This window comes from Streptomyces spororaveus (genome assembly GCF_016755875.1).
GTDB lineage: Bacteria > Actinomycetota > Actinomycetes > Streptomycetales > Streptomycetaceae > Streptomyces > Streptomyces spororaveus.
The window spans coordinates 1,532,439-1,557,476 of sequence record NZ_BNED01000005.1; the positions used below are offsets into that span (position 1 = coordinate 1,532,439).

The 25,038-nt window shown below is 72.4% G+C and carries 19 protein-coding genes and 1 pseudogene; 3 read left to right on the forward strand and 17 right to left on the reverse strand.

From position 1 onward, the window contains the following. Positions 1-79 precede the first annotated feature (79 nt). A complete protein-coding gene (locus tag Sspor_RS09700) occupies positions 80-2,053 on the forward strand; it encodes a CASTOR/POLLUX-related putative ion channel (protein WP_202198679.1) in 1,974 nt (657 codons plus the stop codon). Between the two features lie 25 nt (positions 2,054-2,078). Here Sspor_RS09700 and lgoX read toward each other — a convergent pair whose 3' ends face one another. The 4 genes from lgoX to Sspor_RS09720 form a co-directional block, all read right to left on the reverse strand. Next, entirely contained in the window at positions 2,079-4,040 is a 1,962-nt protein-coding gene (gene lgoX / locus Sspor_RS09705) for an L-glutamate oxidase LgoX (protein WP_202198680.1), read from the reverse strand. A gap of 168 nt (positions 4,041-4,208) precedes the next feature. After that, positions 4,209-4,943 carry a carbonic anhydrase gene (locus tag Sspor_RS09710; protein ID WP_202198681.1) on the reverse strand — a complete coding sequence of 245 codons (735 nt, stop codon included), beginning with the start codon at positions 4,941-4,943 and terminating at the stop codon, positions 4,209-4,211. 61 nt (positions 4,944-5,004) lie between these two features. Beyond that, complete coding sequence (locus Sspor_RS09715) at positions 5,005-5,541, reverse strand: NADPH-dependent FMN reductase (RefSeq protein ID WP_202198682.1); 537 nt, start codon at positions 5,539-5,541, stop codon at positions 5,005-5,007. Between the two features lie 4 nt (positions 5,542-5,545). Further along, a complete protein-coding gene (locus Sspor_RS09720) occupies positions 5,546-6,403 on the reverse strand; it encodes a helix-turn-helix transcriptional regulator (RefSeq protein ID WP_202198683.1) in 858 nt (285 codons plus the stop codon). Between the two features lie 158 nt (positions 6,404-6,561). Between Sspor_RS09720 and Sspor_RS09725 the strand changes: the two genes are divergently transcribed. Next, entirely contained in the window at positions 6,562-7,389 is an 828-nt protein-coding gene (locus tag Sspor_RS09725) for an alpha/beta fold hydrolase (protein ID WP_202198684.1), read from the forward strand. A gap of 53 nt (positions 7,390-7,442) precedes the next feature. Here the strand turns inward: Sspor_RS09725 and Sspor_RS09730 are convergent, their stop codons facing one another. The 3 genes and pseudogenes from Sspor_RS09730 to Sspor_RS09740 all read right to left on the reverse strand — a co-directional run bounded on the left by Sspor_RS09730 (position 7,443) and on the right by Sspor_RS09740 (position 12,921). Then, entirely contained in the window at positions 7,443-9,260 is a 1,818-nt protein-coding gene (locus Sspor_RS09730) for an ABC transporter ATP-binding protein (protein WP_202198685.1), read from the reverse strand. A gap of 139 nt (positions 9,261-9,399) precedes the next feature. After that, positions 9,400-11,425, reverse strand: a pseudogene (locus tag Sspor_RS09735) (HelD family protein). 338 nt (positions 11,426-11,763) lie between these two features. Next, positions 11,764-12,921 (reverse strand): agmatine deiminase family protein, encoded by a 1,158-nt coding sequence (locus tag Sspor_RS09740; protein ID WP_202198686.1) that lies wholly within the window; start codon positions 12,919-12,921, stop codon positions 11,764-11,766. Between the two features lie 158 nt (positions 12,922-13,079). Between Sspor_RS09740 and Sspor_RS09745 the strand changes: the two genes are divergently transcribed. Next, a complete protein-coding gene (locus tag Sspor_RS09745; protein WP_202198687.1) occupies positions 13,080-13,730 on the forward strand; it encodes a TetR/AcrR family transcriptional regulator in 651 nt (216 codons plus the stop codon). Between the two features lie 18 nt (positions 13,731-13,748). Here the strand turns inward: Sspor_RS09745 and Sspor_RS09750 are convergent, their stop codons facing one another. The 10 genes from Sspor_RS09750 to Sspor_RS09795 all read right to left on the reverse strand — a co-directional run bounded on the left by Sspor_RS09750 (position 13,749) and on the right by Sspor_RS09795 (position 25,031). Next, positions 13,749-14,573, reverse strand: a complete 825-nt coding sequence (locus Sspor_RS09750; protein WP_202198688.1) for an ABC transporter ATP-binding protein — start codon at positions 14,571-14,573, stop codon at positions 13,749-13,751. Next, entirely contained in the window at positions 14,563-15,570 is a 1,008-nt protein-coding gene (locus Sspor_RS09755) for an ABC transporter ATP-binding protein (RefSeq protein WP_202198689.1), read from the reverse strand. Before Sspor_RS09755 ends, Sspor_RS09750 begins: the two co-directional genes overlap by 11 nt. Beyond that, positions 15,567-16,421, reverse strand: coding sequence for an ABC transporter permease (locus Sspor_RS09760; RefSeq protein ID WP_202198690.1), 855 nt, complete (start codon positions 16,419-16,421; stop codon positions 15,567-15,569). Before Sspor_RS09760 ends, Sspor_RS09755 begins: the two co-directional genes overlap by 4 nt. Beyond that, entirely contained in the window at positions 16,418-17,380 is a 963-nt protein-coding gene (locus tag Sspor_RS09765) for an ABC transporter permease (protein WP_202198691.1), read from the reverse strand. Before Sspor_RS09765 ends, Sspor_RS09760 begins: the two co-directional genes overlap by 4 nt. Next, positions 17,377-19,059: an ABC transporter substrate-binding protein gene (locus Sspor_RS09770; protein ID WP_202198692.1), complete on the reverse strand. Its 1,683-nt coding sequence runs from the start codon at positions 19,057-19,059 to the stop codon at positions 17,377-17,379. Before Sspor_RS09770 ends, Sspor_RS09765 begins: the two co-directional genes overlap by 4 nt. 87 nt (positions 19,060-19,146) lie before the next feature. Further along, on the reverse strand, positions 19,147-20,160 hold the full coding sequence (locus Sspor_RS09775) for an agmatine deiminase family protein (protein WP_202198693.1): 1,014 nt from the start codon (positions 20,158-20,160) through the stop codon (positions 19,147-19,149). Positions 20,161-20,268: 108 nt separating this feature from the next. Further along, a complete protein-coding gene (locus Sspor_RS09780) occupies positions 20,269-22,005 on the reverse strand; it encodes an urease subunit alpha (protein ID WP_202198694.1) in 1,737 nt (578 codons plus the stop codon). Further along, positions 22,002-22,745: an urease subunit gamma gene (gene ureA, locus Sspor_RS09785; RefSeq protein WP_202198695.1), complete on the reverse strand. Its 744-nt coding sequence runs from the start codon at positions 22,743-22,745 to the stop codon at positions 22,002-22,004. The genes Sspor_RS09780 and ureA overlap by 4 nt, the downstream gene beginning before the upstream one ends. A 448-nt stretch (positions 22,746-23,193) precedes the next feature. Next, positions 23,194-23,775, reverse strand: a complete 582-nt coding sequence (locus Sspor_RS09790) for a TetR/AcrR family transcriptional regulator (RefSeq protein ID WP_202198696.1) — start codon at positions 23,773-23,775, stop codon at positions 23,194-23,196. Positions 23,776-23,861: 86 nt separating this feature from the next. Next, the gene (locus Sspor_RS09795) at positions 23,862-25,031 is read right to left on the reverse strand and encodes an agmatine deiminase family protein (protein ID WP_237403784.1); all 1,170 of its coding nucleotides are present in this window, start codon (positions 25,029-25,031) and stop codon (positions 23,862-23,864) included. Positions 25,032-25,038 lie beyond the last annotated feature (7 nt).

Below are 25,038 nucleotides of genomic sequence, written 5' to 3' on the forward strand. Positions count from 1 at the left end.
CGGCTCCGGGGCGTGGGCGTTTCACCCGTAACCGAGCGGGCGCCCGCGGGTTAGCAGCGCGGAAGGCGAAGGAGTTCTCATGGCGCAGCGGCACACGACGTCCTTGACGCTGCGCCTGCGGTACCGGGTCGACAATCTGGTGGCGGGCGGAACGGGCGCGCTCATCGGCTGGTTCGCCCTGGCCTGCCTCGCCGTCGTGGTCCCGGCGAGCACAGTGCTCGTCTGGTCCGACCGGGCCGCCCCGGCGACCCTCTCCGGCCGGCTCGCCGCCGTATGGGTCAGCGTCGGGCAGACGCTCAAGCTCGGGGGCGCGATCGGTTCCCCGCTCTACGTACTGGCCTCCGTGGCACTCGCGCTGGTCGCCCTGCTGTTCGTGTCCACACTGGTCGGTCTGATCACCACCGGCATCAACGGGCGCATCATGCTGCTGCGGCGCGGCCACTCCACCGTGCTGGAATCCGGGCACACCGTCCTGCTGGGCTGGTCGGACCAGATCTTCCCGGTGGTCGGGGAGCTGGTGGCCGCGAACGCCAACCAGCGCAGGTCGGCCATCGCCGTGCTCGCCCCCAAGGACAAGGTGGAGATGGAGGAAGAGATCGCCACCTCCCTCGCCACCGGCGTCGACACCGGCCCGGGCCCGGGCCCGACGCGGATCATCTGCCGCAACGGCCGCACCACCGACCCCGCCGAGCTGGCCCGGGTGAGTCCGCGGACCGCGAAGGCCGTGCTCGTACTGCCCCCCGAGGGGGACACGGGTGACGCCCAGGTCGTGAAGACGCTGCTGGCCCTCGACGCGGCGGTCCCCGAGCCCGGCGGGGCGGTGGTGGTCGCCGCCGTGCGCGACACCCGCAACCACCTCACCGCCCGGCTGGCCGCCGGTCCCGGCGGGCACGTCCTGTGCGTGGACGACATCATCGCCCGGCTCCTCGTCCAGACCGCCCGCGAGCCCGGCCTGTCGCTCGTCTACCGGGAACTGCTCGACTTCGCGGGCGACGAGTTCTACACCGCCGAGGCCCAGGGCCTCGCCGGACGCACCTTCGGCGAGGCCCTGCCGGCGTTCACCACGTCCTCGGTGGTCGGCCTGCTGCACGCCGACGGCGGCGTCGCACTCAATCCGGACCCCGGTACGACCATCGGTGCGGACGACCGGATCATCCTCATCTCCGAGGACGACGACACGGCCGTCCCGGCGGACGCGTCCTTGTACGTCGACGAGGACGCGATCGTCACGGCCCGGCCCCGGACGCCCGAGGCCGAACGGCTGCTCCTCCTCGGCTGGAACCGCCGCGCACCGCTCGTCGTGGAGCAGCTCGACCAGTTCGTCAGCGCCGGGACCACACTGGACGTCGTATCGCTCGCCGACGGCGCCCGGCTGCCCACCCCGGGTGGCACGGCGGCGCGCGGCCGCCTCGAAGTGGCCTTCCACCACGGGGACATCACCGATCCCGAGCTGCTGGCCAAGCTGGACGTGCCCTCGTACGACAGCGTGATCGTCATCGGCGAGACGGGCCACGAGCCCCTCCCCCACGGCACGGCGCCGCCGTCCGCCCGCGGGATCGACCCCCGCCTCGCTCCGGAGACGGGGACGGAGACGGACGACCGGACGCTGGTCACCCTGCTGCACCTGCGGGCGATCGGGGAGGCGGCGGGGCGGGAGCTGTCGCTCACCACGGAGATGTCCGACGACGGAAACCGGCTGCTGGCGCCCGCCCGGGCGGGCGCCGACTTCATCGTCAGCGGCCGGCTGATCAGTCTCCTCATGACCCAGATCTCGGAGAGCCCCTATCTGGCGGCCGTCTTCGAGGAGTTGTTCAAGGCGGAGGGCAACGAACTCCACCTGAAGCCGGTCGCGGACTACGTGCGCACCGACCGCGAGGTGGCGTTCGCGACCCTCGTCGAGTCGGCGCGCCGGCGCCGCGAGTGCGCGGTCGGCTACCGGCTGCGCGCCGAGGCCGCCACGGGCCCCGCGTACGGCGTGCGGCTCAATCCGGACAAGGCGCGACGGATCCGCTTCGGCGAACACGACTGGCTGATCGTGCTCGCCGAGAGCTGAGCCGGAGGAGGCCTCCGCCGGCCGGTCAGAGCGTCGAGTGGACCTCCAGGGCGGTGCGTACCGCGGACTCCAGGGCTCCCTCGATCCACGCCGGCTTGATGGAGGTGTGGCACCCGGCGAAGTGGAGGCTGCCTTCGGCCTTGCGGACGTGGGGGAAGAGTTCGGTGTGCTGGCCGGGCAGCAGCACGGAGGCCTCGCCGTAGGCGTACGGGTCGCGCATCCAGGACTGCGTGCGCCCGACGCCGGTGTAGAACACCTCGATCCGCTGCCCGAACACCTCCTGCACCCCGGCGAGCGCGCGCGGGTAGCGCTCCTCGTCGTCCAGGGAGTCCCACTTCAGCGCGTCGTCCGACCAGCTGTAGGAGGCGAGCACGACCCCGCCCGCGCTGCCCTCCACGGGGTAGGAGGGCTGGAACATGAAGCGGTTGGGGTTGTCGGTGGCCGAGCCGCCGCCGATGACGTGGGCCGCCTCGGGCTGGTCGCGGGTGACCGCGCGGCAGGCCGCGTAGTGGGCCCGCTGCCCGCTGGAGATGCCCCGGTCGGAGACGGAGGAGTGCGCGCCCAGCAGGCTGCCGTCCGCCGGGGTCCGCCCGAGCTGGTACGTGCGGTACAGGCCGGGCCGGACCGCTTCCAGCTCGCGCTTCCAGTCGGCCTCGTCGAACTCCCACCAGCGGCGGCTGAACTCCAGCAGCACCTTGGTGGCCGCGTCGTAGTGCAGTTCGGTGATCGCGCGCCGCTTGCCGTACGAGAGCGCGGGCGCGACCGGGATGTGCCGCAGGCCGGAGAAGGGCACGGTGATGATCGCGGTGTCGCCGGTGAAGGTCTCGCGCCGCACGGGGCTGCCGCCGCGGCCCTCGGACACGGTCTCGATGCTGACCCCGTCCTTCCCGTGGGTGATCCGGGTGGCGCGGCGGTCGAGCCGGACGAGGTCGTCGACGCGGGCGTAGAGGGCGTCGGCCAGGGTGGCGGTGCCGCCGGGCAGTTCGAAGAAGGCGGTGTCCGGGCTGATCAGCGAGGCCCCGATGAAGCTGTGCACGAAGGCGAGGTGCAGGCGGGAGGTGAGGTTCTCGACGGTGCCGATCAGGTCGATCGTCCGCTCGTCGAGCTTCGCCTCCTCGGTCAGGTAGCGGTACATCGACATGTGGCCGTAGCGCTGGATGACGCGGGCCCAGCCCTCGACGAGCTGCTTGTCCTTCTTGCCCTCGATCTCCTTGCGCACGGGGGCGAAGGCGTTGCGGACGATCTGCGCGGCGGGCAGGGACTCGTAGGCCGCCGGGACGCCGAAGGACTTGTTGAGGGCCTGGGGGCTGCGCGCGTAGTCGGCGCGGCGGACGCGGATGCCGTTGACGAAGATCCACGTACGGTAGGCGGGGCGGCCGGAGCCGTCGACGTCGACGAGGTGGAAGCGCCTGCGCTTCAGGCCGAGGCTGTCGATCAGCCCGGTGACCAGGGGGTGGCTGTCGGGGATGCGCATCGCGCCGGCCTCGGCGTACTGCTTGGGGTCGGCGAAGGGCGCGGCGGACTTCTCGTGGCCGCCGGTGCGGAAGGTCTTGATCCGGCCGCCCACCCGGTTGCCGTTGGCCTCGATGACGGTGACCTGGTGTCCGGCCTCGCGCAGCAGGTGGGCGGCGGTGAGCCCGGCGGGCCCGGCGCCGACGATCAGTACCTTCTTGCGGGTACGGGAGCGGGGCAGGCCGTTCTTCAGCAGGATGTCGGAGTAGCGGGGCACCAGGGGTTCGTCGTCGTCGTCGCGTACGAGGACGGCCCGGGCGATGGTCAGGCAGGTCTCCCAGTCGGGTCCCCCGGTGCCGGACGGGGCGTGCGGGGTCCCGGCGGAGGCGGCGGCGACCGACAGGGCGCCGGCTCCCGCGACGGCGGCCGCGCCGGCGATGACGGTACGGCGGGAGGGACGGCGGCCGGCTGCCGGAGCGGCCTCACCGGTGGGGCCGGGCGTGGGGTCGGACGGGGGCACGGATTCGGTGATCATGGAGCAACTCTCCCGGCCCGCACGGACCTTGATCACCCAAAGGCGCCCAGGCGGGAAACAATCACCCGGACGTGCGGTTCGGGTCTCCCGGCGCTGACGAACGGGCATTCGTGCCGCGCCGGACGCGGCGGTTCGGCAGGCTGCGGCTGTTCAGCAGGCCGCGGCGGTTCAGCCGAGCCGGCGCACCCGCTGGCTGGTGAGTTCGTACCGGGCTCCGACGACGGCCAGTTCCCCGGCCGCGATCTTCGCGGCGAGCTCCGGTTCGGCGGCCAGCCGCGCCCGGACCAGCCGTACGTTCGCGCTGATCGCCGCGTCGATCCGCGCGGCCCCGCGGAGCGTGCGGTCGATCGCCGGGTGGATCTGGTCGACGAGGTACTGCATGTGGCCGGGCAGCGGGGGCCCGCCCCCGTCGGCCCGGACGGCCGCGGCGACCGCCCCGCACGACTGGTGACCCAGGACGACGACCAGCGGAATGCCCAGTTCCAGGACCCCGTAGGCGATGCTGCCGAGCACCGCCTCGTCCAGCACCTCGCCCGCCGACCGTACCGTCAGCAGGTCACCGAGGCCCTGGTCGAAGACCAGCTCCGGGGGGACGCGGGAGTCGACGCAACCGAGGACGACGGCGAAGGGGTGCTGGCCGCCGACCAGGGTCTGCCGTACGGTCCGCGTCTCGTCGGGGTGCCGCTCGTGCAGGGTGCGCCAGCGCGCGTTCCCCGTCTCCAGCGCACGCAGCGCGGACGCGGGGGTGGCGGGCCGGACCCGTCCCGGGCCCCCGGTGACGGGGGCGTCCGGGGCGCGGGGCAGGCCGGCCACCAGACCGGCCCCCAGGGCCACCGTGCCGGTCAGCACCACCCGGAGCAGCCGGCGCCGCCCGGAGCCGCCACTTTCAGCATGAATGCTCATACAAGGACAAACTAGGCACAATCGCTCCTGCAGCGTGGGTGCCGCTCTCGGGCGAGAACCCTCAGCGGGGCGTGAGCAGTCGTGCGAGCACCGTGCCCAGCTGCTCGCGCACCCCTTCGTCGGTGATGACCCCGTCCGCGCCGACCGTGCCCCGGTCCACCGGGACGCTCACGCAGGCCGGCTCCACGATGTCCGCGCCGGTGTAGCCCAGCACCGTCCGCAGAGTGGCCTCCGCGCCCCGGCCCCGGCCGGCGGCGGCCGCGTTGACCCAGGCCACCGGCTTGTCGCAGATCTCGGTGCCGCCGACCGTCCAGTCGAGCAGGTTCTTGAACGAGCCCGGCAGGGTGCCGGCGTACTCAGGGGTGCAGATCAGTACCGCCGCCGCCGCGCGGATCGCCGCGCGCAGCTCCGCCACGGGGGCCGGCAGCGGGTCGGTGTCGTCGTCGGGGTCGAAGTGCGGCAGGGCGGCCAGGCCCTCGTAGAGCACGGTGCGCACCCGCGCGGGCGCCACGGCCTGGACGGTGCGCAGCACGGACTCGTTGGAGGATCCGGTCCGCAGGCTTCCGCACAGCAGGAGGATCGAGGGGGTCGTGGACATCCCGTCACCCCACTTCCGAGGGGAAGCGCTCCGTACCGACGACCCGGAGCAAGGCCAGGCGGTCGGCCGTGTCCGAGCCGGGCGGCGGGGTGAAGAGGACGAGGCGCTGGTCCTCCTCCTGCGCGAGGAGCACCTGGCAGTCGAGGTCGACGGGCCCGACGACGGGGTGGACGACCCGCATCCGGCTGCGGCGGCGGACGGCGACCTCGTGCCGGTCCCACAGGGCGGCGAAGTCCTCGTCGGCCTCCCGCAGGCGCTCCACCAGTCGGCCGGCCACCGGGTCGGCGGCGCCCCTGCGGGCGACGGCCGCCCGCAGGTCCGCGACGTGCAACCGGCTGTAGTGGTCGTGCTCGTCGGCCGGGTACGCGTCCCGCGCGGCCGGGTCGGTGAACCAGCGCCAGACCACGTTGCGGCCGTGCTCGGAGACCGTGCACACGCCACCCAGCAGGGACCGGGCCAGGTCGTTCTGGGCCAGGACGTCGCCCAGGTCGCCGAGTACCTGGGCCGGGGTGTCCGGCAGTTGCTCCAGCAGGTGCAGCAGCCCCGCGCCGACCCGGTCACCGCCGAACCGCCCTGCGGGCGGGCGGTGTCCGGCGAGCAGGTGGAGGTGGTCGCGTTCGTCGTCGCCGAGCCGCAGCGCGCGGGCGAGCGCGGACAGGATCTGCGGTGACGGCTGCGGGCCGCGGGCCTGCTCCAGCCGCATGTAGTAGTCGGCCGACATCCCGGCGAGGTGGGCGACCTCCTCGCGCCGCAGCCCCGCCGTACGCCGCCGTGGCCCCTCGGCCAGGCCCACGTCCGCCGGTCGTACGCGGTCACGCGAACGGCGGAGGAAATCGGCGAGTTCCCGGCGGTCGATCGTCATACTGATCATTCTGCCGGACGGGTCCGGGCCCGGGCGTCCTGGGATCGCCGGTCCTAGGGTCGGGCGGGCTCTGCCGCGCGCGGCTCGGCGGCGGCAGGGTGGGCGGAGCCGGAGCGAAGGGCCCCGGCGCCCACCGCATCACAGGGAGCCACCGCGCCATGTCCGCCACCGCCACTGCCGTCCCCACCACCTCCCGTTCCGCGACCGTGCAGGTCTCAGGGGCCCGGGTCCACTACGACCGGGCCGGCTCGGGCCCCGCGCTCGTGCTCGTCCACGGCACCGGATCGGGCGGTTCCGCCGTGAACTGGGGCCGGCTGCTGCCTCGGTTCACCGCCGACCACACCGTCATCACCCCGGACCTCTCGGGCACCGAGCGCACCGTGGACGACGGGGCTCCGCTGACCGTGGAGGGGCTGGCCGCCCAGGTCGTCGCCGTCATCGAGGACGCGGATGCCGGCCCGGTGGACCTGCTGGGCTTCTCCATGGGCGCCCCGGTGTCCGCCGCCGTGGCCGCCCTGCGCCCCGACCTCGTGCGCCGCCTGATCCTGGTCGCCGGCTGGGCCCATACCGACAGCGACGAGTACCTGCGCAACCTCTTCACCCTGTGGAAGCAGCTCGGCACCTCCGACCCGGCCGCCTTCGGCCGCGCCGTCGCCATGACCGGCTTCAGCCGTGGCTTCCTCAACGCCGTCGGCCGCGAACAGGTGGAGCTGCTGATCCCCAACATGCCGCCCACCCCCGGCACCCTGCGCCATGTCGACCTCGACACCCGCATCGACATCCGCGAGCTGCTGCCGCGCGTCCGGGCCGAGACGCTCGTGATCGGCTGCGCCCGGGACATCACCGTCCCGGTGGAGAACAGCCGCGCCCTGCACGCCGCGATCGGGCACAGCCGCTACGCGGAGATCGACGCCGGGCACGTCGCGTTCTTCGAGAAGGAGGACGAATTCGTGCGGCTGGTGGGCGAGTTCATCCCCGCCCCGTGAGCCGCCGCCGGAGCCCGGCCCGGCCGCGCGGGGCGGGACCGGCCGGGCCGCGGTCAGCCGAGTTCGGAGCGTGCGGCGGAGGTGTCGTCGAGGAAGCCCCCCGACTGGTGCTGCCACAGCTTCGCGTAGGCGCCTTCCGAGGCGAGCAGCTCCTGGTGCGTGCCCCGCTCGACGATGTGTCCGCGGTCGAGGACGACGAGCTGGTCCATGCTCGCGACCGTACTCAGCCGGTGTGCCACCACCAGGGCCGTCCGGCCCTCCATGAGCCGCCAGAGCGCCTCCTGGACGAGGATCTCGCTCTCCGAGTCGAGCGCGCTGGTCGCCTCGTCGAGCAGCAGGATCGGCGCGTCGCGCAGGATCGCCCGGGCCAGCGCGACGCGCTGGCGCTGGCCGCCGGACAGCTTGATGCCGCGCTCGCCGACCATGGTGTCGAAGCCGTCGGGCAGGGCGTCGGTGAACTCCGTGACGTGTGCCGCCTCGGCCGCGCGAAGGATCTCGGCCTCGGTGGCGTCCGGCCGGGCGAAGGCGATGTTGTCCCGCAGGGTGCGGTGGAACATCGCCGGGTCCTGCGGGACGTAGGCGATCAGGCTGCGCAGGTCGGCCTGGCGCAGCCGGGTGATGTCCTGGCCGCCGATCGTGATCCGGCCGGATTCGATGTCCGTCATCCGCATCAGCAGCCGGGTGAGCGTGGTCTTGCCGCCGCCGGAGCGGCCGACGAGGCCGATCTTCGTCCCGCCGGGCACGTTCAGGTCGAGGCCGTCGAAGAGCGGCTTCCCGGCTCCGTGGGCGAAGGTGACCCGCTCGAAGCGGACGTCGGCGGGTCCGGGCCGCAGCGGCTCGGGCGTTGCCGGGTCGAGTACGGTCGGCGGTGTCAGCAGCAGTTCGGTGAACTGTGCGGCCTCCGTCATCGAGCTCTCCAGCCGACGGTAGATCTGGTTGAACTCGAACATGATCCGTGTCGCGCTGGCGTAGTAGGTGAAGGCGACGATGACCGCTTCCACGCCGTGCTCTCCTCCGCCGAGGGTGACGGCGAGCAGCAGGCCCAGCGCGTTGGTCAGTACGGACATCGGCGCGACGAGCGTGTCGATGCGCAGGTTGCCGTAGTCCCAGGATCGCAGGGTGAGCCGGCGCGACTCCGCGACGCGTGAGCGGTGTTCGGCCGCCTCGCGTTCCTCGGCGGCGAAGGCCCGGACCGTGTCCATGTTCATCAGGCTGTCGGCGACGTGGCCCGACACCCGGGCGATCGCCTCCTCGCGCTGGGCGACGAGTCCCTGGCGGCGCCGGATCAGCGGCGCCACACCCAGCGCGGTCACGGCGATCATGACCAGGAGGCCGGCGACGAGCAGCGGGTCGTACTGCCACAGCACCACGGAGGCGAACACCAGCGGTACGAAGCTGCCCATGACCGAGAAGGTCAGGGTGTCGACGAACTCCTCGAAGCGGGAGGCGAAGCTCAGCACCCGCTTGGTCAGCGACCCGGCGAAGTTGTCGTGGAAGAACGCGGCGTCCTTGGCGAACAGTTCGTCCATCCCGACGACGTACAGGTGCTCGATCCCGCGGGCGTCGAGGCGGTTGAGGCAGTGCAGGCCGAGGCGCCACAGCGCCTCCGCGAGCAGCAGGACCCCGGCGAAGCCGAGGACGTACGGCAGCATCGCGTCGAGGGTGGCGGTGCCGCCCCCGGCGATACGGCCGACGAGCTTGGCGACGATCAGCGGCGCGATGTAGTTGATGCCGATGTTGCCCAGCGCCGGGAGCAGCATCGCGGGTGCGGTCAGCCGGCGAAGGCGGGCCAACTCCCGTCCGTAGTGCCGAAGTGCGAGGAGTACGGGGCCTTTGCCCGGTGGACTGGGGGGCGATTCAGGCGTTCCCATGGCAACCCTGGGGTGTCGTGTGCGGGCGGCTTCCAGGAACCGAAGTGTTCCGTGGCGGCGTCCGCGCGGTCCAAGGCTTTTCCCGAATGGCGGTATCTCGCACCTGTTCGTGCCGTCGGACGACGCGGGCGCCGAGTCGTCAGGCGGGCTGGACGGTGATGGTGCACAGGCGCTTGGTGGCCCGGGTCAGGGCTACGTACAGGTCCCTTTCCCCACCGGGGCGGGCGGTGATGATTTCCTCGGGGTTCATGACGACCACCCCGTCGAATTCCAGGCCGCGCGCCTCGGATGCCGGCACGACACGTGCGTGGTCGGCGACGCCCCGGGCCGTCAGCTCGCTCACCCTGCTGTCCGCGCAGAGCACTCCCAGAAGCTCACCCGGGTGCGCGGCGCTCTGGGCGCGGAGTTCCCGAAGGACGGCGGTGACCGACCCGTCCGCAGGTGCGGTCACGGTGCGAGGGGTCTCGCCGCTGCGCAGTGACCGCGTGTGCTTCTGGTCCGGAGCGATCCGCGTGAGCAGGTCCCGGACGCTCTCCAGGATCTCCTGCGTGGTGCGGTAGCTGACGGTCAGGTCGTGCAGTTTGAACCGCGGTCCGACGTGGGGGCTCAGCGCTTCCTTCCAGTCGCGTGCCGTCGCGACCGGGCCCGCCTGGGCGAAGTCACCCACCAGCGTCATCGCCCTCGCCGGGCAGCGGCGGACGATCATCCGCCACTGCATGGCGGTGAGTTCCTGCGCCTCGTCGACGACGACGTGCCCGTACGTCCGCTCGGGCGGGCCGTCGACCAGGCTCGCCGCCTCGTCCAGCAGCGGCACATCGGCATCGGTCCACGGGTCGTCCGGACCGCGCAGCAGGAGAGACCGCTCCTGTGCCGTCAGGCGGGGCAGGAACGCGGCGAGAGCGCCCGCGTCCGTCAGGAGCGCCTTCACGAGGTCACCGGGTACCAGCCGCGGCCACAACGCCTCGACCGCCCGGTCGACACCGGCGTCGTCGAGGAGATCGGCCCGGATGGCGTCCAGGTCCAGCTCGTGGGCCGGACCCGGGTCGGCCGCGCCTTCGGCACGGTGCCGGGCGGCTCCCGTGAACCGGTCGAGGTCGATGCCCGTCATCCTTTCGGCATCGGCGTCGATCTGCTCCAGGAGGTCGCCCATGTCCCGTTGCATCGCGTCGGTGACGGCGTCGACCAGGAGCTCCCTGAACACCTGGCGCGCGGGGTTGTGTCCCGGTACGGCCGCCACGGCGGCGTCGCGTGCCGTGGCGACCTCCTCACCGGACAGGTGAACCGTTTCCTGTCCGACCCGCACGCCGAAGTCACCGGCGGGGGCCTGGTGGACGCGCAGCAGGCCGGCCAGGGCGTCGGCCAGGTCGGAGCCGCCCTTGAGGCGCGCCGTGTCGAACGGGTCCACCGTGTCCGTGTCCACTCCGGCCAGTTCGCGGCAGGTCGCCAGCACGACGTCGTTCTCTCCGAGCGAGGGAAGGACCTGGGAGATGTAGTCGAGGAACCGGGCGTTCGGGCCCACCACCAGGACGCCCTCCTCCGCGGCGCGCGGGAACGCGTACAGGACGTAGGCCGCCCGGTGCAGGGCGACCACCGTCTTGCCGGTGCCGGGCCCGCCCTGCACCACGGTCACCCCGCGGTGGGCGGAGCGGACGACCTCGTCCTGCTCGGCCTGCAGCGTCGCGACCGCCGCGTGCATCCTGCCCGTACGCCGTGCCGACAGGGCCTCGGTGAGCGGGCCGTCCCCCACGACGTCCTCGTCGGTCGGAGCGGTCCCGTCCAGCAGTTCGTCGCTCACCGAGACGACCGTGCGCTCCTCAAGGCGCAGGTGCCGGCCGCCGCAGCTCCATCGGGTGGACGGGTGTCGCCTCGTAGAAGGGCCGCGCCGCGTTCGCGCGCCAGTCCACGAGCAGGGGCAGGTCGTCCTCCTCCGTATGCAGTCCGATCCGCCCGATGCGCAGGGTGGTGCCGTCCGTCCGGTCGATGCGCCCGAAGACCAGCCCCTTTTCGGCGCCTTCCAGGCGGCCGATTTCCTTGGCCAGCCGCTCGGCGGCGATTTCTCTCTCATATGCCTCGCCGGCGGCTCCCGCCGGGGCCTTCAGCACACTCGCCCGCTGTACTCGCGCCTCGGAAATCCGCTCGGTCAGCAACTCGTATAAGGAGGACACATAACCCCGCTCCGATTCAACCTCACGCACAGCGGGATCATTTGTTTTCAACAACAGGACTCCTTCGATTCGAGCCACACCATACGGTCGGAGCTCCCCGAAGGTAAGTCTTGACTTACTTGGCCCGTCATGGCCCTCTGACCTGGGCCATGACGGCTGAACGTCCCTTATATCGCTTGCGCTCACGACGCCCGCCTGCCGTGTGGCGAGCACGCCCTTGAATGCCGCGATGTTCTGCCACAGCCCGGGAAACGGGGTGCGCCGTGAAATCCACGGCTTCCCTCGGCGCCACCCCGGAGGGCCGCTCCGGATCGCTCCGGAACGGCCCCCGGCCGCGATTACGGGACGGGCTGCTGCTGGGTGACGCAGTGGATCCCGCCGCCGCCGGTGCCGAGCCGGTCGATGTTGAGCTGCTCGACGGTGCGGCCGGGGTAGAGGCGGGCCAGGGTGGCCTTCGCCGCGCTGTCGGCGCGGGTGTCGCCGAAGTGGGCGCTGATGACCGCGCCGTTGCACAGGTAGTAGTTGGCGTAGGAGGCGAGGAAGTCCGGGTTGGCGGAACGGATCTTGTTGTAGTCGGGGCCCTGGATCTGATCGACCGTCATGCGCGCGCCACCGGCCGGGGTGGAGGCGGAGAGGATCTGGTACTGCTGGCGCGCGTCCTTGGCGTAGACGTCGTTGTCCGAGGCCAGGGGCATCTGGACGGCGGCCCGGCCGGGGGCGAGGAAGCGCGAGGTCGCGTCCACGTGGTCGTCGGTGATGTCCTGGCCCTTGACGCCGTCGAACCAGATGACCTTGGAGGCGCCGTAGGCGGCGAGCAGGGCGGACTCGATCTGCGCCTGCGACCTGTCGGGGTTGCGGTTCCTGTTGACCAGGCTGCTGCGGGTGGCCATCAGGGTGCCGGCGCCGTCCTGTTCGACCGCGCCGCCCTCGCCGACCAGGGCGGCGGCGGTGAAGGGGACCCCGACGTACGAGGCGATCCGTCCGGCGACCAGGTTGTCCCGGGCGTGGGTCTGCTTCTTGCCCCAGCCGTTGAAGTTCAGGCCGACGGCGTCCAGACCGCCGGATCCGTCGGTGCGGAAGACGGGCCCGGTGTCGCGCATCCAGCAGTCGTCGACGGGGATCGTGCTGATGACGGTGACGGTGGAGCCGCACATCGAGCGGGCCTTGGCCGCGCTGCCGGAGTTGGCGCAGATGTAGACCGGCTCGTACTTGGCGATGGTGCGTGCGATGAGTGCGATGTCCTGCTGCACTCCGCCGAGCCTGTTGCCCCAGATGGAGGTGGAGTCCGGCCAGGCCATCCAGGTACGGGTGTGCCGGACGTCCTCGATCGGAACGCGGAAGGTGCCCGCCGCCGCCGGACGGAACAGGGAGGCGGCGCCCGCCCGCCCTTCGGTCGCCGCCAGCGCGGCAGCGGCGGCGGTGAGTCCCGCCGCCGTCAGGAACGTGCGTCTGCCCATGCCCTCGCCTGCGGGCCGGTTCACTGCGTGATCGTTCATGTGGGGGTTCCTCCGATGGCTCAACTCCCCGCGGGGACGGCGGGGTTGACCGGAAAGCAAAAACTGGCCAAGCGCTCGGTCAATAGCTTGGACGGGGTCAATCCGGAGGATCGCGGAAACCCCCAGGTCGCGGCCCGAAGGCTGGCTAGAGTGACGTCATGGCAGCTGTCGCGAAGGACTCCGGGGGCCGGTCGGCCGCTCCCCCCGCAAGGGCCGGCCGGGCACGGTCTTCGGCGAAGGGCGAGCAGACCCGGGCACGGCTGATCGCCGCCGCGCGGACCCTGCTCGCGGGCGAGCTCAGCGAGGGCTTCACCACGCGCAACGTCGCGGCGCTGTCCGGCGTTTCGCACGGGATGTGCCACTACCACTTCCAGGACCGGACGGATCTCGTCCTCGCGGTCATCGAGGACATCCGCCCGGAGTGGATCACACCGCTGGAGGCGGCGGTGTCCGGTCCCGGCTCCTTCGCCGAGCGCGCCGAACGGGTCGTCGGGCTGCTCGGCCGGCCCGAGGGGGCCGAGCTGTCCCACCTCCATTCCGCCCTGCACTGGCAGGCGTTGAACGACTCCCGGGTCCGGGAGAGCCTGGAATCCGAGTACCGGCGCTGGCGCGCCTGCTTCGTCGGCCTCTTCCAGGTCCTGGCCGACGAATGCGGCGGGGGTCTCGACCCGCGTCACCTGGGACTGGCCGTGGCCGCCGCCGTGGACGGCCTGGCCGCCATGGACTCCCTCGGCGCCGACGGCGGTACGGAGCCCGTCCTGCGCACCCTGATCCGCACCCTCGCCGCGGGCGCCGGATCCGGGCCCTGACCGGCCGAAAGAGACGGCCTACAGGGCCCGGCGGGCCGCGGCGATCGCCTCCGGGTCCCACCCCGGGCGGGGCACCGACTCCAGGAGCAGCCGGGTGTACGGGTGCCGGGGCGCGACCAGCACCTCGGCTGTGGCGCCCGCCTCGACGATCCGGCCGCGGCGCATCACGACGATCTCGTCGGTGACGCACCGTACGACGCCCAGGTCGTGGGTGATGAAGAGGTACCCGATGCGGGTCTGCTCCCTGATGTCCGCGAGCAGGTTGAGGATCTGCGCCTGCACGGAGACGTCGAGCGCGGCGACCGCCTCGTCCAGGACGAGGACGGACGGCTCGACGGCGAGGGCCCGGGCGATGGCGACGCGCTGGCGCTGGCCGCCGGACAGCTGGCGCGGCAGGGCGTCGGCGGCCCGGGTGCCCAGACCCACCTGGTCGAGCAGCTCCCGTATCCGCCCCGGGTGGTCGCGGCCCGGGAAGTGCAGGCGCAGGGTCTCGCGCAGGGCCGCCTCGACGCTGGTGCGCGGATCGAGGGAGAGGTACGGGTCCTGGAAGACCATCTGGACCTCGCGGGCGCGGGCCAGGCGCCGCGCGCGGCCGCGGCCCTCCCCCCGTGCGGTCCGGTTGCGGCCGCCGACCAGGACCTCGCCCGCGTCGGCACGCTCCAGGCCGACGATGATCCGCGCGGTGGTGGTCTTGCCGGAGCCGGACTCCCCCACGATCCCGAGCGAGCCGCCTTCGGGAAGGACGAAGGACACGTCGTCCACGGCGCGCACGGCTCCGTACGAGCGGCGCAGCCCCGTGACCTCCAGGACGTTGTCGTGAGGTCGGGGTCCGTTATCGGGCATCGACGGTGCTCCCTTCGAGCCGGTCGCTGTGGTGGCAGGCGGCCAGGTGTCCGGGGCGGCCCGGGGCGGCCACGGGCAGGGGGACCTGCTGGTCGCAGACCTCCGTGGCGAGCGGGCAGCGAGCGGCGAAGGCGCAGCCGGGCAGGGCCTGGCGCAGGTCCGGCGGCTGCCCCTCGATGGCGGCGAGCCTGCCGCGCGGGCCGTCCATCCGCGGGGTGGAGGCCAGCAGGGCGGCCGTGTACGGGTGCCGGGGGTGCGCGAAGAGGTCCTCGGCGGGCCCGCTCTCGGCGATCCGGCCGGCGTACATGACGTAGACGCGGTCGCTGATGGCCGCGGCCAAGTCGAGGTCGTGCGTGACGAACAGCAGACCGGTGCCGAAGCGGGCGCGGAGCCCCGCCAGCAGGGCGACGACCTCGGCCTGGGAGGTGACGTCCAGTGCGGTGGTGGGCTCGTCGGCCAGCAGGAGGACGGGGTCCCCCATGAGGGCGGCCGCGATCACCACGCGCTGGAGCATGCCGCCGGAGACCTGGCCGGGGTACTTGCGCAGCACCGCCGGGTCCAGGCCCACCGCCCGCAGGAGTTCGGTGGCCCGCGCGGTCGCCTGCGCCCGGCTCATGGCCCGGGTCAGTGTGGCGCTCTCGGTGAGGAAGTCCCCGATGCGGCGCAGTGGGTTGACGGCGGCGCGCGGGTCCTGGAAGACCATGGCCACGGCGGAGGCGCGTACCGCGCGCAGCCGGTCGGTGGTCATGGTGAGGACGTCCTCGCCGCCGACCCGCACGGCTCCTTCGACGGCGGCGCCGGGCGGCAGCAGGTTCAGCGCGCTGCGCGAGGTGAGGCTCTTGCCCGAGCCGGACTCGCCGACGAGGGCGACGGTCTCACCGGTGGAGACCGTGAGGTCGACGCCGTCGAGGACGGGCCGGGCGGTATCGGGCAGGGTGATCCGCAGCCCTCGGATGTCGAGGGTGGGCACGGGTTCGGTGGGGTGCGGCGGTCTCATCGGGCCCTCCTGGCGATTCGGTCGGCCCAGCGTTCGCCGACCACGTTGAAGGCGACCACGGTCAGCACGATGAAGGCGCAGGGCAGGATCGCGGACAGCGGGTAGCCGTGCTGGACGGCGGTCTGGCCGTCGAAGACCATGCGGCCCCAGTCCGGGGTGAGGGCGGGTACGCCGAGCCCGAGGAAGGACAGTCCGGCGAGGTCCATCAGGGCATAGCCGAAGTTGATGGTGGACTGGGCGAGGACGACGGGGGCGATGTTGGGCAGGATATGGCGCAGGCAGATCTGCGGCGCCGAGTGGCCTTGCACCTGGTAGGCGCTGACGTACGGGCGGGCCCGTTCGGCCAGGACCAGGGAGCGGGTGAGGCGGCTGACGTAGGGCAGGTAGGCCACGGCGAGCGCGATGACCGGGGCGAGCAGCCCCTCTCCGTAGACCGAGATGATCAGGATGGCCAGCAGCATGCCGGGGAAGGCGAAGACGAGCTCGGTGCTGCGGGAGAGCACGGAGTCGATCCAGCCGCCCCGCCAGGCCGCCGCCGTGCCGATGGCGATGCCGGCGACGGTGGAGAAGGCGACGACGCCGAGCGGTCCGAGGAGCGAGGTGCGGGCGCCGAGCAGCAGCCGGGAGAGGGTGTCGCGGCCGGCGGCGTCCACGCCGAGCGGGTGCGCGGCGGAGGGTGCGGCCAGCGCGTCGCCGAGGTCGACGGCGTTGGGGTCGTGGGGTGCGAGCCAGGGGGCCAGCAGGGCGGCCAGGACGACGACGGCGACGAGCACCAGGCAGACCAGGTGGAGCGGGGAGCCGGCGGCGCGGATCCGGGAGAGGCCGGGCCGGCGGGTGAGGACGGCGGTCATACGGCGGCGCTCCTCGTTCCGAGGGTGACCCTGGGGTCGACCAGGGGCAGCAGCAGGTCCACGACCAGGTTCACGGCCATGAAGAGGGCGACGATGATCAGGGAGATCGCCTGGACGGTCGGGAAGTCCTTGGTCGTGGTGGACAGTTCGAGGAGCTGGCCGATGCCGCCGATGCTGAAGGCCGTCTCCACCAGGATGGTGCACACCAGCAGCGTGGAGACGATGAGCCCGCCGGTGGTCAGGACGGTGCCGAGCGAGTTGCGGAAGACGTGGCGCCTGACGACCTGGCGTTCGGGGACGCCCCGGCTGCGGGCCACGGTGACGTGGTCGCTGTCGAGGGCTTCCAGCATGGCGGAGCGGGTGACCCGGGCGAGCATGCCGATCAGGTAGAGCGCGAGGGCGACGGAGGGGAGGGTGAGGTGCCAGAGCATGTCGCCGAGACCGCCGTCGCCCGCGCCGCTGCTGGGGAACCAGCCGAGGTTGACGGCGAAGAGGCCCTGCAGCAGGACCGCCGCGACGAAGGACGGGGTGCCGACGGCGAAGGTCGTGGTGACGAGGACCGCGGAGTCGGTGGCCCCGCCGCGGACGGCCGCGATCCGGCCGAGGAGGAGGCCGACGGCGACGACCACGACGAGCGACATCACGATGAGCAGCAAGGTGGTGGGCAGGCGGTCCGCCAACAGCCGGGAGACGTCGGTGCGGTAGGTGATCGACCGCCCGAAGTCGCCCTGCAGTACGTCGCCCAGCCACCGGAAGTACCGCACGAGGAAGGGATCGTCCAGGTGGTACTGGGCGTTGATCGAGGCGAGGGCCTCCGGGGAGGCCGAGCGGCCGGCGAGCAGGAAGCTCGCCGGGTTGCCCGGTGCCAGGTACATGGCCCCGAAGACCACGAACGAGGCCGTCAGGAGGGTGGCGGCCATCTCCGCCACCCGTCGTACGGCGAATCTGACGAAACTCACTGCGCGGCCCCCACGTCGGCGGCCCACGGGTAGTACATGTACGAGATGGTGGTGGGGGCGCCGGTGATCCGCTTGTTCATGAACAGCGCGGTGGGCCACTCGGCGACCGGGATCCACAGCAGCTGTTCCGAGGCATGGTGCTGCAGCTTCGCCTCGATGTCCATCCGCTGCTCGACCGGGTAGACGGCGCTCGCCTCGTCGACGAGCTTGTCGTACCCGGGGTCGCTGTAGCCGGCGAAGTTCATGTACGCGCCGGTCCTGAAGTTCTGCAGCAGGTCGAGCGGGTCGGTGATCGAGTCGTAGTAGGTCAGCGGGAACATGTCGATGCCCTCGCGCGCCTGGGGGTCGGTGAACAGCGCGGTGAAGGCGTTCGGGGCGATCGTCTTCAGCTGAATGTCCAGGCCGATCCGGGTGCCGGCCGCCTGGACGGCGGTGGCGAGGAGGGAGACGTCCTGGCCTATGGAACTGGTGGCCACGGTCAGCGTCTTGCCGTCGGCGCCGGCCTCCTTGACGAGGGCCCTGGCCTTCTCGATGTCCTGCCCGGTGGGCGGCAGGCTGTCGAAGGCGGTCTTCAGGGTGCGTTCGGGGGCGGCGGCCCAGGCGGCGCGGGTGGTGAGGGAGTTGGTGACGGTGCCGGCCCCGCCGAGGCCGGCCTTGACGAAGCCGGAGCGGTCCAGCGCCAGGGACAGGGCCCGGCGGACGCGGATGTCACCGAGCGGGCCCCGCATGTTGGTGACGTTGACGTTGACCGTGCTGAGGCCCTCGCCGAAGTAGAGGGTGCCGGTGCCGCTGCTCTTCAGGCGGGCGTAGCTCTCGGTGGGGATCAGGTACCCGCCGTCGGCCTCGCCGCTGAGCATGGCGTTCGTCCGGGCGGAGGGATCGGTCAGGACGCGGAAGACGGCCTTCTTGGACTTGGCCTTGGTGCCCCAGTAGCCGTCGAAGCGCTGCAGCTCGATCGACTGGCCCTTGTTCCACGTGCCGAGCTGGAAGGGGCCGGTGCAGCCGAGGCCGCCCGTGGTGCCGTAGTCCTTGCCCGCCGCCTCGACCGCGGCCTTCGAGACGACCACTCCGGCGGCGGTGGCCATGTACTGGGGGAACTGCGAGTCGGGCTTGCCGAGCTTGACGGTGACCTGCAGCGGGCCGGTCTTGGTGATCGAGGCGACGTTCTGGAACACCTGGGCCCAGGCGGCGGCGTTGTCGGGGTCCCGCTGGCGGCCGAGGCTGAAGACGACGTCGTCGGCGGTCATCTCCTTGCCGTCGTGGAAGCGGACGCCGGGACGCAGGTCGTAGACCCAGGTGGTGGGGTCGGGGTTGGACGCCTTCTGGGCGAGGCCGGGCTCGGTGGTGAGGCCCGGGGTCCAGCGCATCAGGCTCTCGCACACGTTGGACAGGACGGTGTTCTGCGGGTAGTCGAAGGCCACCGTGTAGTCGAGGGTGGGCGGTTCGGCGTAGACGGCCCAGGTGAAGGAGTCGATCTCGCCGGCGGCCTCGGGGGTGGAGACGGACAGCCTGACGTCGGTGACACCGCCGGCCTTCTCCTTCGGCGGGCCGGAGCAGGCCGCGAGCAGGGAGGCGGCCGTCAGTACGGCGGTCGCGGCCGCGGCAACGGGGCGGAGCCGGCCGCGCTGGCCGCGCTGGCCGCGGAAGCGTCTGCCGGTGCGGGGCGGGGTGGTGGTCATCGTCGCGCTCTCTATTCCGTGAGGGATGCGGGGGGAGGAGCGGGCGGACCGCCGGAGCGGTCCGCCGGGAGCGGCCGGTTTCCCGGGTCAGGCGGTGGTCCGCGCTGCGGGGATCTGCTGGGTGATGCAGTGGACGCCGCCGCCGCCGAACGCGATGGCGAGCGCCCGTACCCCGACGACCTTGCGGCCCGGGTAGGCCGTGGCGATCACGGCGAGGGCCCCCTCGTCCTGGGGCACGCCGGCCACCGGGACGACGACGCCGCCGTTGGCGACGTAGTAGTTGAGGTACGACACCTCGATCTCGCCGTCGGCGAGGTCGGCGAAGGCGGTCTGCGGCACCTCGATGATCTCCAGACGGCGGCCGCGGGCGTCCGTGGTGGCCTCCAGCACGGCGCGGTTGGCGCGCATCCGGGCGTGGTCGGGGTGGTCCGGGTCGGCGGGCAGGGAGATGACGACCGTGCCGGGGGCGGCGAAGGCGCAGACGCCGTCGACGTGACCGTCGGTCTCGGTGTCGAGCAGGCCGCCGTACGGGAGCCAGATGACCTTGGTGACACCGAGCCGGGACTTCAGCTCGGCCTCGATCTGGTCGCGGCTCATGCCGGGGTTGCGGTTGGGGTGCAGGAGGCACTGCTCGGTGGTGATCAGCGTGCCCTCGCCGTCGACGGTGACGGCCCCGCCTTCGAGGATCATGCCGGAGGGGATGCGGTCGACCCCGAGGTGCTCCAGGAGCAGGCCGCTGATCCGGTCGTCGGCGTCGAACGGGTGGTGCTTGCGGCCCCAGGCGTTGAACCGGAAGTCGACGCCGGCGCGGTTGCCGTCGCCGTCGAGGACGAACAGCGGGGCGGAGTCGCGGAACCAGGAGTCGTCGAGGGGCAGCTCGATGACGGTGACGCCGTCGCCGCACAGGGCACGGGCGTCCTCACCGAAACCGGGCGGGGCGACCATCGTCACGGGCTCGAACGCGGCGATGGCGCGGGCGACGTTCGCGTACTCCTCCTTCACGTCGGCGAGCACGCTGCCCCACAGCTCCTCTCGGGTGGGCCAGGCCATCAGACAGCCGTCGTGCTGGGACCACTCGGCGGGCATACGGAATTCGGCCATCAGGTGTCTCATTTCTTGCGTGGATGGAGTCTTCCACCCGACTGAAAATTCAGTCAAGAGTGAAGGGGTGGGGCAGGGAGGGGAGCGCGGGAGGACTGGAGGAAGCGACTAGAGGAAGTAGAGGCGGTTCAGGGAGACCTGCTGGGCCGGCTCGGAACGCAGGGGCTCGCCGTCGAGCGTCACGAGCCCGGTTCTGGCGTTCACGTCGACATCGCCGAGGCGGGCGTTGCCGACCATGTCCTTCGGCCCGATACCGCGCGTGCCGCGCACGGCGACCCGGCGGCGCCGGGTGGCCAGGCCCCCGGAGGAGCCGGAGTCGGCGGCGGCGCGGCTGACGAAGGCGACCGAGAGATCGGCGGGCGCCGCGCCGTGCGCACCGAACAGGGGACCGAGGACGAGCGGCTCGCAGCAGTCGGTGGCGGCGTTCGGGTCGCCGGTGACCCCGTAGGCCGGGAAGCCGGACTTGAGGACGAGCTGGGGCTTGGCGCCGAAGAACTGGGGGCGCCAGAGGACGATGTCGGCGAGCTTGCCGACCTCGATGGAGCCGATCTCGTGGGCGAGTCCGTGGGCGATGGCCGGGTTGATGGTGAGTTTGGCGATGTAGCGCAGGACGCGGGCGTTGTCGTCGCCCTCGCCGTCGCCGTCCATCGGGCCGAGCTCGCCCTTCATCTTGGCGGCCATGGCGAAGGTGCGGCGGATGGTCTCGCCGGCCCGGCCCATGCCCTGGGCGTCGGAGGAGGTGATGCCGATGGCGCCGAGGTCGTGGAGGACGTCTTCGGCGCCCATCGTCCCGGCGCGGATGCGGTCGCGGGCCATGGCGGCGTCGCCGGGCAGGTCGGGCTTGAGGTCGTGGACGGAGACGATCATGCCGTAGTGCTCGGCGACCGCGTCCCGGCCGAAGGGCAGCGTGGGATTGGTCGAGGACCCGATGACGTTGGGGACGCCGGCCATCTTCAGGACGTTGGGGACGTGTCCGCCGCCGCAGCCCTCGATGTGGAAGGCGTGGATCGTCCGGCCGTCCAGCACCCGCAGGGTGTCCTCGACCGACAGGCACTCGTTGAGGCCGTCGCTGTGCAGCGCGACCTGCACGTCGCGCTCCTCCGCCACCCGCAGCGCCGTGTCCAGGGCCCGGGTGTGGGCGCCCATGTCCTCGTGGACCTTGAAGCCGGAGGCACCGCCCTCGGCCAGCGCCTCGACCAGCGGGGCGGCGTCGGAGGAGGAGCCGCGGGCGAGGAAGCCGATGTTGACCGGCCAGGCGTCGAAGGCGCTGAACCCGTGGCTGAGGGCCCAGGGCGAGTTGACGCCGACGCCCCAGCTCGGCCCGATCTCCTGGCCGATGATCGTGGTCACGCCGCTCGCGAGCGAGGCCTCCATGATCCGCGGGGAGAGCAGGTGCACGTGGGTGTCCACGGCTCCGGCCGTGGCGATCAGCCCCTCGCCCGACACGATCGAGGTGCCGGTGCCGACGACCACGTCGACGCCGTCGAGGGTGTCGGGGTTGCCGGCCCGGCCGATCGCATGGATCCGGCCCTCGCGGATACCGATCGACACCTTGCGGATACCGAGCACCGCGTCGATGACCAGCACGTTGCTGATGACGACGTCGCAGGTCTCGCGGACGGCGGCGGCCTTCAGATGCAGACCGTCACGGGCCGTCTTGCCGAAACCCGCCAGGAACTCGTCGCCGGGCTTCTGCGCGTCGTGCTCCACCCGCACGGTCAGCCCGGAGTCCCCAAGCCGCACCCGGTCCCCCGCCCGCGGACCGAAGACGGACGCGTACTCGTGCGGGTCGATGTGCCGGCTGCCCGGCGCGCAGTGGTCACTGTGCGGGATCTTCTTGCTCATGTCAGGCCTCCGCCCTCGCGTTCGGCGGCGGCTGCGGCTGCGGCGGCGGCTGCGGCTGCGGCTGCGCCCAGATATCCGCAGGCCGCCGCCTTCGCCAGCGCGAGCGCCTTGGCCCCGGGCGCGTCCAGGGGCCCGTCGACCAGGCCCGCGAAACCGATCGCGATCCGGTCCCCGCCCACGGGGACCAGGCCGACCTCGACGGTGGCGCCCGAGTCGAACCGGGTGGAGGACCCGGCGGCCACGGCCAGCCGCATCCCGAAAGCCGCGGCCCGGTCGAAGTCGAGCCGCGGGTTCGCCTCGAAGAAGTGGAAGTGCGAGGTCACGCTCACCGGCACGGCCGCGGTGTTGCGCACGGCGAGGGTCACGACGGGGTCCGGCGCGGCAACCGTGTCCGAGGCGGGCAGCACCGCGCCCGGGGCCCGGTCGTCGCGCTCCTGGGCGCCGAAGGGTTCGCTGATCGCGGCCAGCCGGGTGCCGTCCTCGAAGACGGCCTCGACCTGGATCTCGGTGACGATGTCGACGACCCCGGGGAGCACGTCGTCCGGGCCGAGGACGCTACGGCCCCGCTCAAGGGCGTCGGCCAGGCGCAGCCCGTCGCGCGCCGCCTCGCACACCGTGTCCGCGATCAGGGCGGTCGCTTCGGGGACGTTGAGCCGCAGGCCTCGGGCGTGCCGGGCGCGGGCCAGTTCGGCGGCGGTGAAGAGCAGGAGCCGGTCACGTTCGGTGGGGGTCAGGGGCATGACGTCCCCCGGTCGTCCCGCCCGGCTTCAGGGCCGGTCGAAACCATCATGATCATTCCTTCCTCCGGAAGGCGGGCGAGGGTACGGCCGGGGCCGGGGCATCGCCGTCCGGGTGTGTGGTGCGCGAGGCGGCGGCCGAGGGCCGGTGGCGCGCCGGGGGACGCCTCAAGGGGGCGTCGAGGAGTGCGGGCCGGATACGTCCCCGTGAGGTGGCACGGGGACGCCGGCGGTCCGAAGGGACGGAAGGTTCGGTCCGCCCTGCTCGGAATCCTCACTCTGGCATTGACTGAAAATTCAGTCAAGAGCCTGAACAGACCCGGGTCCACAAGGCCGTACGGGAGGCGAGTGGGCAGCTCATACGGGGCGTGCGGGTGCGCGCCGAAGACGCACCGAAGGCGCGGGAGACCTGCGGGGGCCAGGGGCGCGGCGCGACCCCGGCCGGCGGGCGTCAGCCCTGCCCGAGCCCCGAGAGCTCGGCGTCGATGGCGCCCCGCATCAGCTCGCGGGCATGGCCGATCTTGATGCCGCCGCTCAGCCAGCGCATGCTCAGACCCTCCAGCAGGGCGGTGAGCCGCTCGGCGGCCGCGGCGAGCGCGGAGGCCGGCACCATCGGCTGGACCTGGCCCAGCAGCGCGGCCACCTCCTGGACCCACACCAGGGTCGCCCGTGCCAGGTCCTCGCGCAGGACCTCGTCGAAGACGGCGCTCGCCCGCAGTTCGCCCCAGGCCGAGCTGTTCTCCCGTACCTCCACGGTGTCCTGGAGCTCCAGCAGGAGGGTCTCCTCCAGCTCTTCGCGCGGGGTCAGCGGCGGGTCGTCCGGATCGCGGTCGGTGGTGTAGCGCTCGGCGCGGTCGTTGATGAACTCCAGCGTCTGGCGCAGGACGCCCGTACGGTCCTTGAAGTGGTAGTAGATCAGGGCGGTGGAGACGCCGGCCTCGGCCGCGAGTTCCTCCACGCGCAGCCCGCGTACACCGCGCCGGGCGATCACCCGGGCGGCCGCTTCGAGGATCTGAGTACTACGAGACGACATGCTCCGCACCCTACCGGGATGATCGGGTGCGGACGTACGCGGCCCGTCACCAGGAGTACCGGACGGCGCGCGGGCCGCCCCGGCCATCAGAGCGCCGGCGGGGCGGCCGGGTGCGACTGGGTGGCGCAGTGGATTCCGCCGCCGCCGGAGGCGATGCCGTCGATGGTCAGCTGCTCGACGCGGTAGCCGGGGTAGGCGGCCCGGAGGATGTCGTAGGCCACGCCGTCGGCGTAGGCGTCGCCGAACCGCGGCGCGATCACCGCGCCGTTCGCAGTGTAGTAGTTGGTGTAGCTGGACAGGAACTCGTCGCCCCGGCCGGTGATCTCGCGCCGGTCCGGGCCGGCCAGCTCGGTGATGGCCAGGCGGCGGCCCCGGGCGTCGGTGGCGCTCTGCAGGGCCCGCTTGGTCTCCTCGTAGACGGCCACCCACTTCTTGTCCGCGACGGGGCCGGGCTTGTCGAGGATGACGCGGCCGGGACCGGTGAAGCGGGCCAGACAGTCGATGTGGCAGTCGGTGATGTCCTCGCCCGCGAGGCCCGGCACCCATATCACCTTGTCGATGCCGAGCGCCGTCTTCATGGCCTGCTCGACCTGCGCCTGGCTCATGCCCGGGTTCCGGTTGGCGTTCACCATCGAACTGACGGTGGCCAGCAGGGTTCCCTCGCCGTCCGTCTCCAGCGAACCGCCCTCCCCGACGAAGCCGGCGCGGATCCGGTTCACCTCGTACTCGGCGAGGAGCGTGCGGGCCGCCGCCGCGTCGTTGGCGAAGGGCTGCGCGTACTTCGTACCGGCCTTGCCCCAGCCGTTGAAGTGGGTGTCCACACCGGCGACGGCACCCGGGGCGACGACGAAGGTGGGGCCGAAGTCACGGATCCAGAGGTCGTCGTTGGGGATGTCGAGGACCTGGATGCCGAAGTACGCGCCTGGTCCGCACTGGTAGCGGGCCTCGGCGGCCTGGCCGGGGCGGGCCAGCACCACGACCGGCTCGTAGCGCGATATCGCGTGGGCCACCTCGGCGATGTCCCTGCGCACCGCCCCGAGGCCGCCGCCCCACACCGAGGAGAGGGCCGGCCAGGCCATGTACGTGCGGATGTGCCGGTCGGTCTCGGCCGGCATGCGGAGCGTGCCGGGACCGTTCGGGGCGGCCGTGGCCGTCTGCGCCATCGAGGGGAGGGCGGAGCCGAGGGCTGCCAGCGGCAGGGCCGCCGCGCCGAACTGGAGCACTCGGCGGCGAGAGGTGCTGGGGTCCATATCCATGGTGACT

Bases quoted from the DNA above. Each gene is read 5' to 3' on its own strand.
- Sspor_RS09745 (WP_202198687.1), top strand. From the start codon at position 13,080: ATGGCAGCTGTCGCGAAGGACTCCGGGGGCCGGTCGGCCGCTCCCCCC.
- Sspor_RS09725 (WP_202198684.1), top strand. From the start codon at position 6,562: ATGTCCGCCACCGCCACTGCCGTCCCCACCACCTCCCGTTCCGCGACC.
- lgoX (WP_202198680.1), bottom strand. From the start codon at position 4,040: ATGATCACCGAATCCGTGCCCCCGTCCGACCCCACGCCCGGCCCCACC.
- Sspor_RS09730 (WP_202198685.1), bottom strand. From the start codon at position 9,260: ATGGGAACGCCTGAATCGCCCCCCAGTCCACCGGGCAAAGGCCCCGTA.
- Sspor_RS09795 (WP_237403784.1), bottom strand. From the start codon at position 25,031: ATGGATATGGACCCCAGCACCTCTCGCCGCCGAGTGCTCCAGTTCGGC.
- Sspor_RS09760 (WP_202198690.1), bottom strand. From the start codon at position 16,421: ATGACCGCCGTCCTCACCCGCCGGCCCGGCCTCTCCCGGATCCGCGCC.
- ureA (WP_202198695.1), bottom strand. From the start codon at position 22,745: ATGCCCCTGACCCCCACCGAACGTGACCGGCTCCTGCTCTTCACCGCC.
- Sspor_RS09780 (WP_202198694.1), bottom strand. From the start codon at position 22,005: ATGAGCAAGAAGATCCCGCACAGTGACCACTGCGCGCCGGGCAGCCGG.
- Sspor_RS09775 (WP_202198693.1), bottom strand. From the start codon at position 20,160: ATGGCCGAATTCCGTATGCCCGCCGAGTGGTCCCAGCACGACGGCTGT.
- Sspor_RS09700 (WP_202198679.1), top strand. From the start codon at position 80: ATGGCGCAGCGGCACACGACGTCCTTGACGCTGCGCCTGCGGTACCGG.
- Sspor_RS09750 (WP_202198688.1), bottom strand. From the start codon at position 14,573: ATGCCCGATAACGGACCCCGACCTCACGACAACGTCCTGGAGGTCACG.
- Sspor_RS09720 (WP_202198683.1), bottom strand. From the start codon at position 6,403: ATGACGATCGACCGCCGGGAACTCGCCGATTTCCTCCGCCGTTCGCGT.
- Sspor_RS09715 (WP_202198682.1), bottom strand. From the start codon at position 5,541: ATGTCCACGACCCCCTCGATCCTCCTGCTGTGCGGAAGCCTGCGGACC.
- Sspor_RS09790 (WP_202198696.1), bottom strand. From the start codon at position 23,775: ATGTCGTCTCGTAGTACTCAGATCCTCGAAGCGGCCGCCCGGGTGATC.
- Sspor_RS09770 (WP_202198692.1), bottom strand. From the start codon at position 19,059: ATGACCACCACCCCGCCCCGCACCGGCAGACGCTTCCGCGGCCAGCGC.
- Sspor_RS09755 (WP_202198689.1), bottom strand. From the start codon at position 15,570: ATGAGACCGCCGCACCCCACCGAACCCGTGCCCACCCTCGACATCCGA.
- Sspor_RS09740 (WP_202198686.1), bottom strand. From the start codon at position 12,921: ATGAACGATCACGCAGTGAACCGGCCCGCAGGCGAGGGCATGGGCAGA.
- Sspor_RS09710 (WP_202198681.1), bottom strand. From the start codon at position 4,943: ATGAGCATTCATGCTGAAAGTGGCGGCTCCGGGCGGCGCCGGCTGCTC.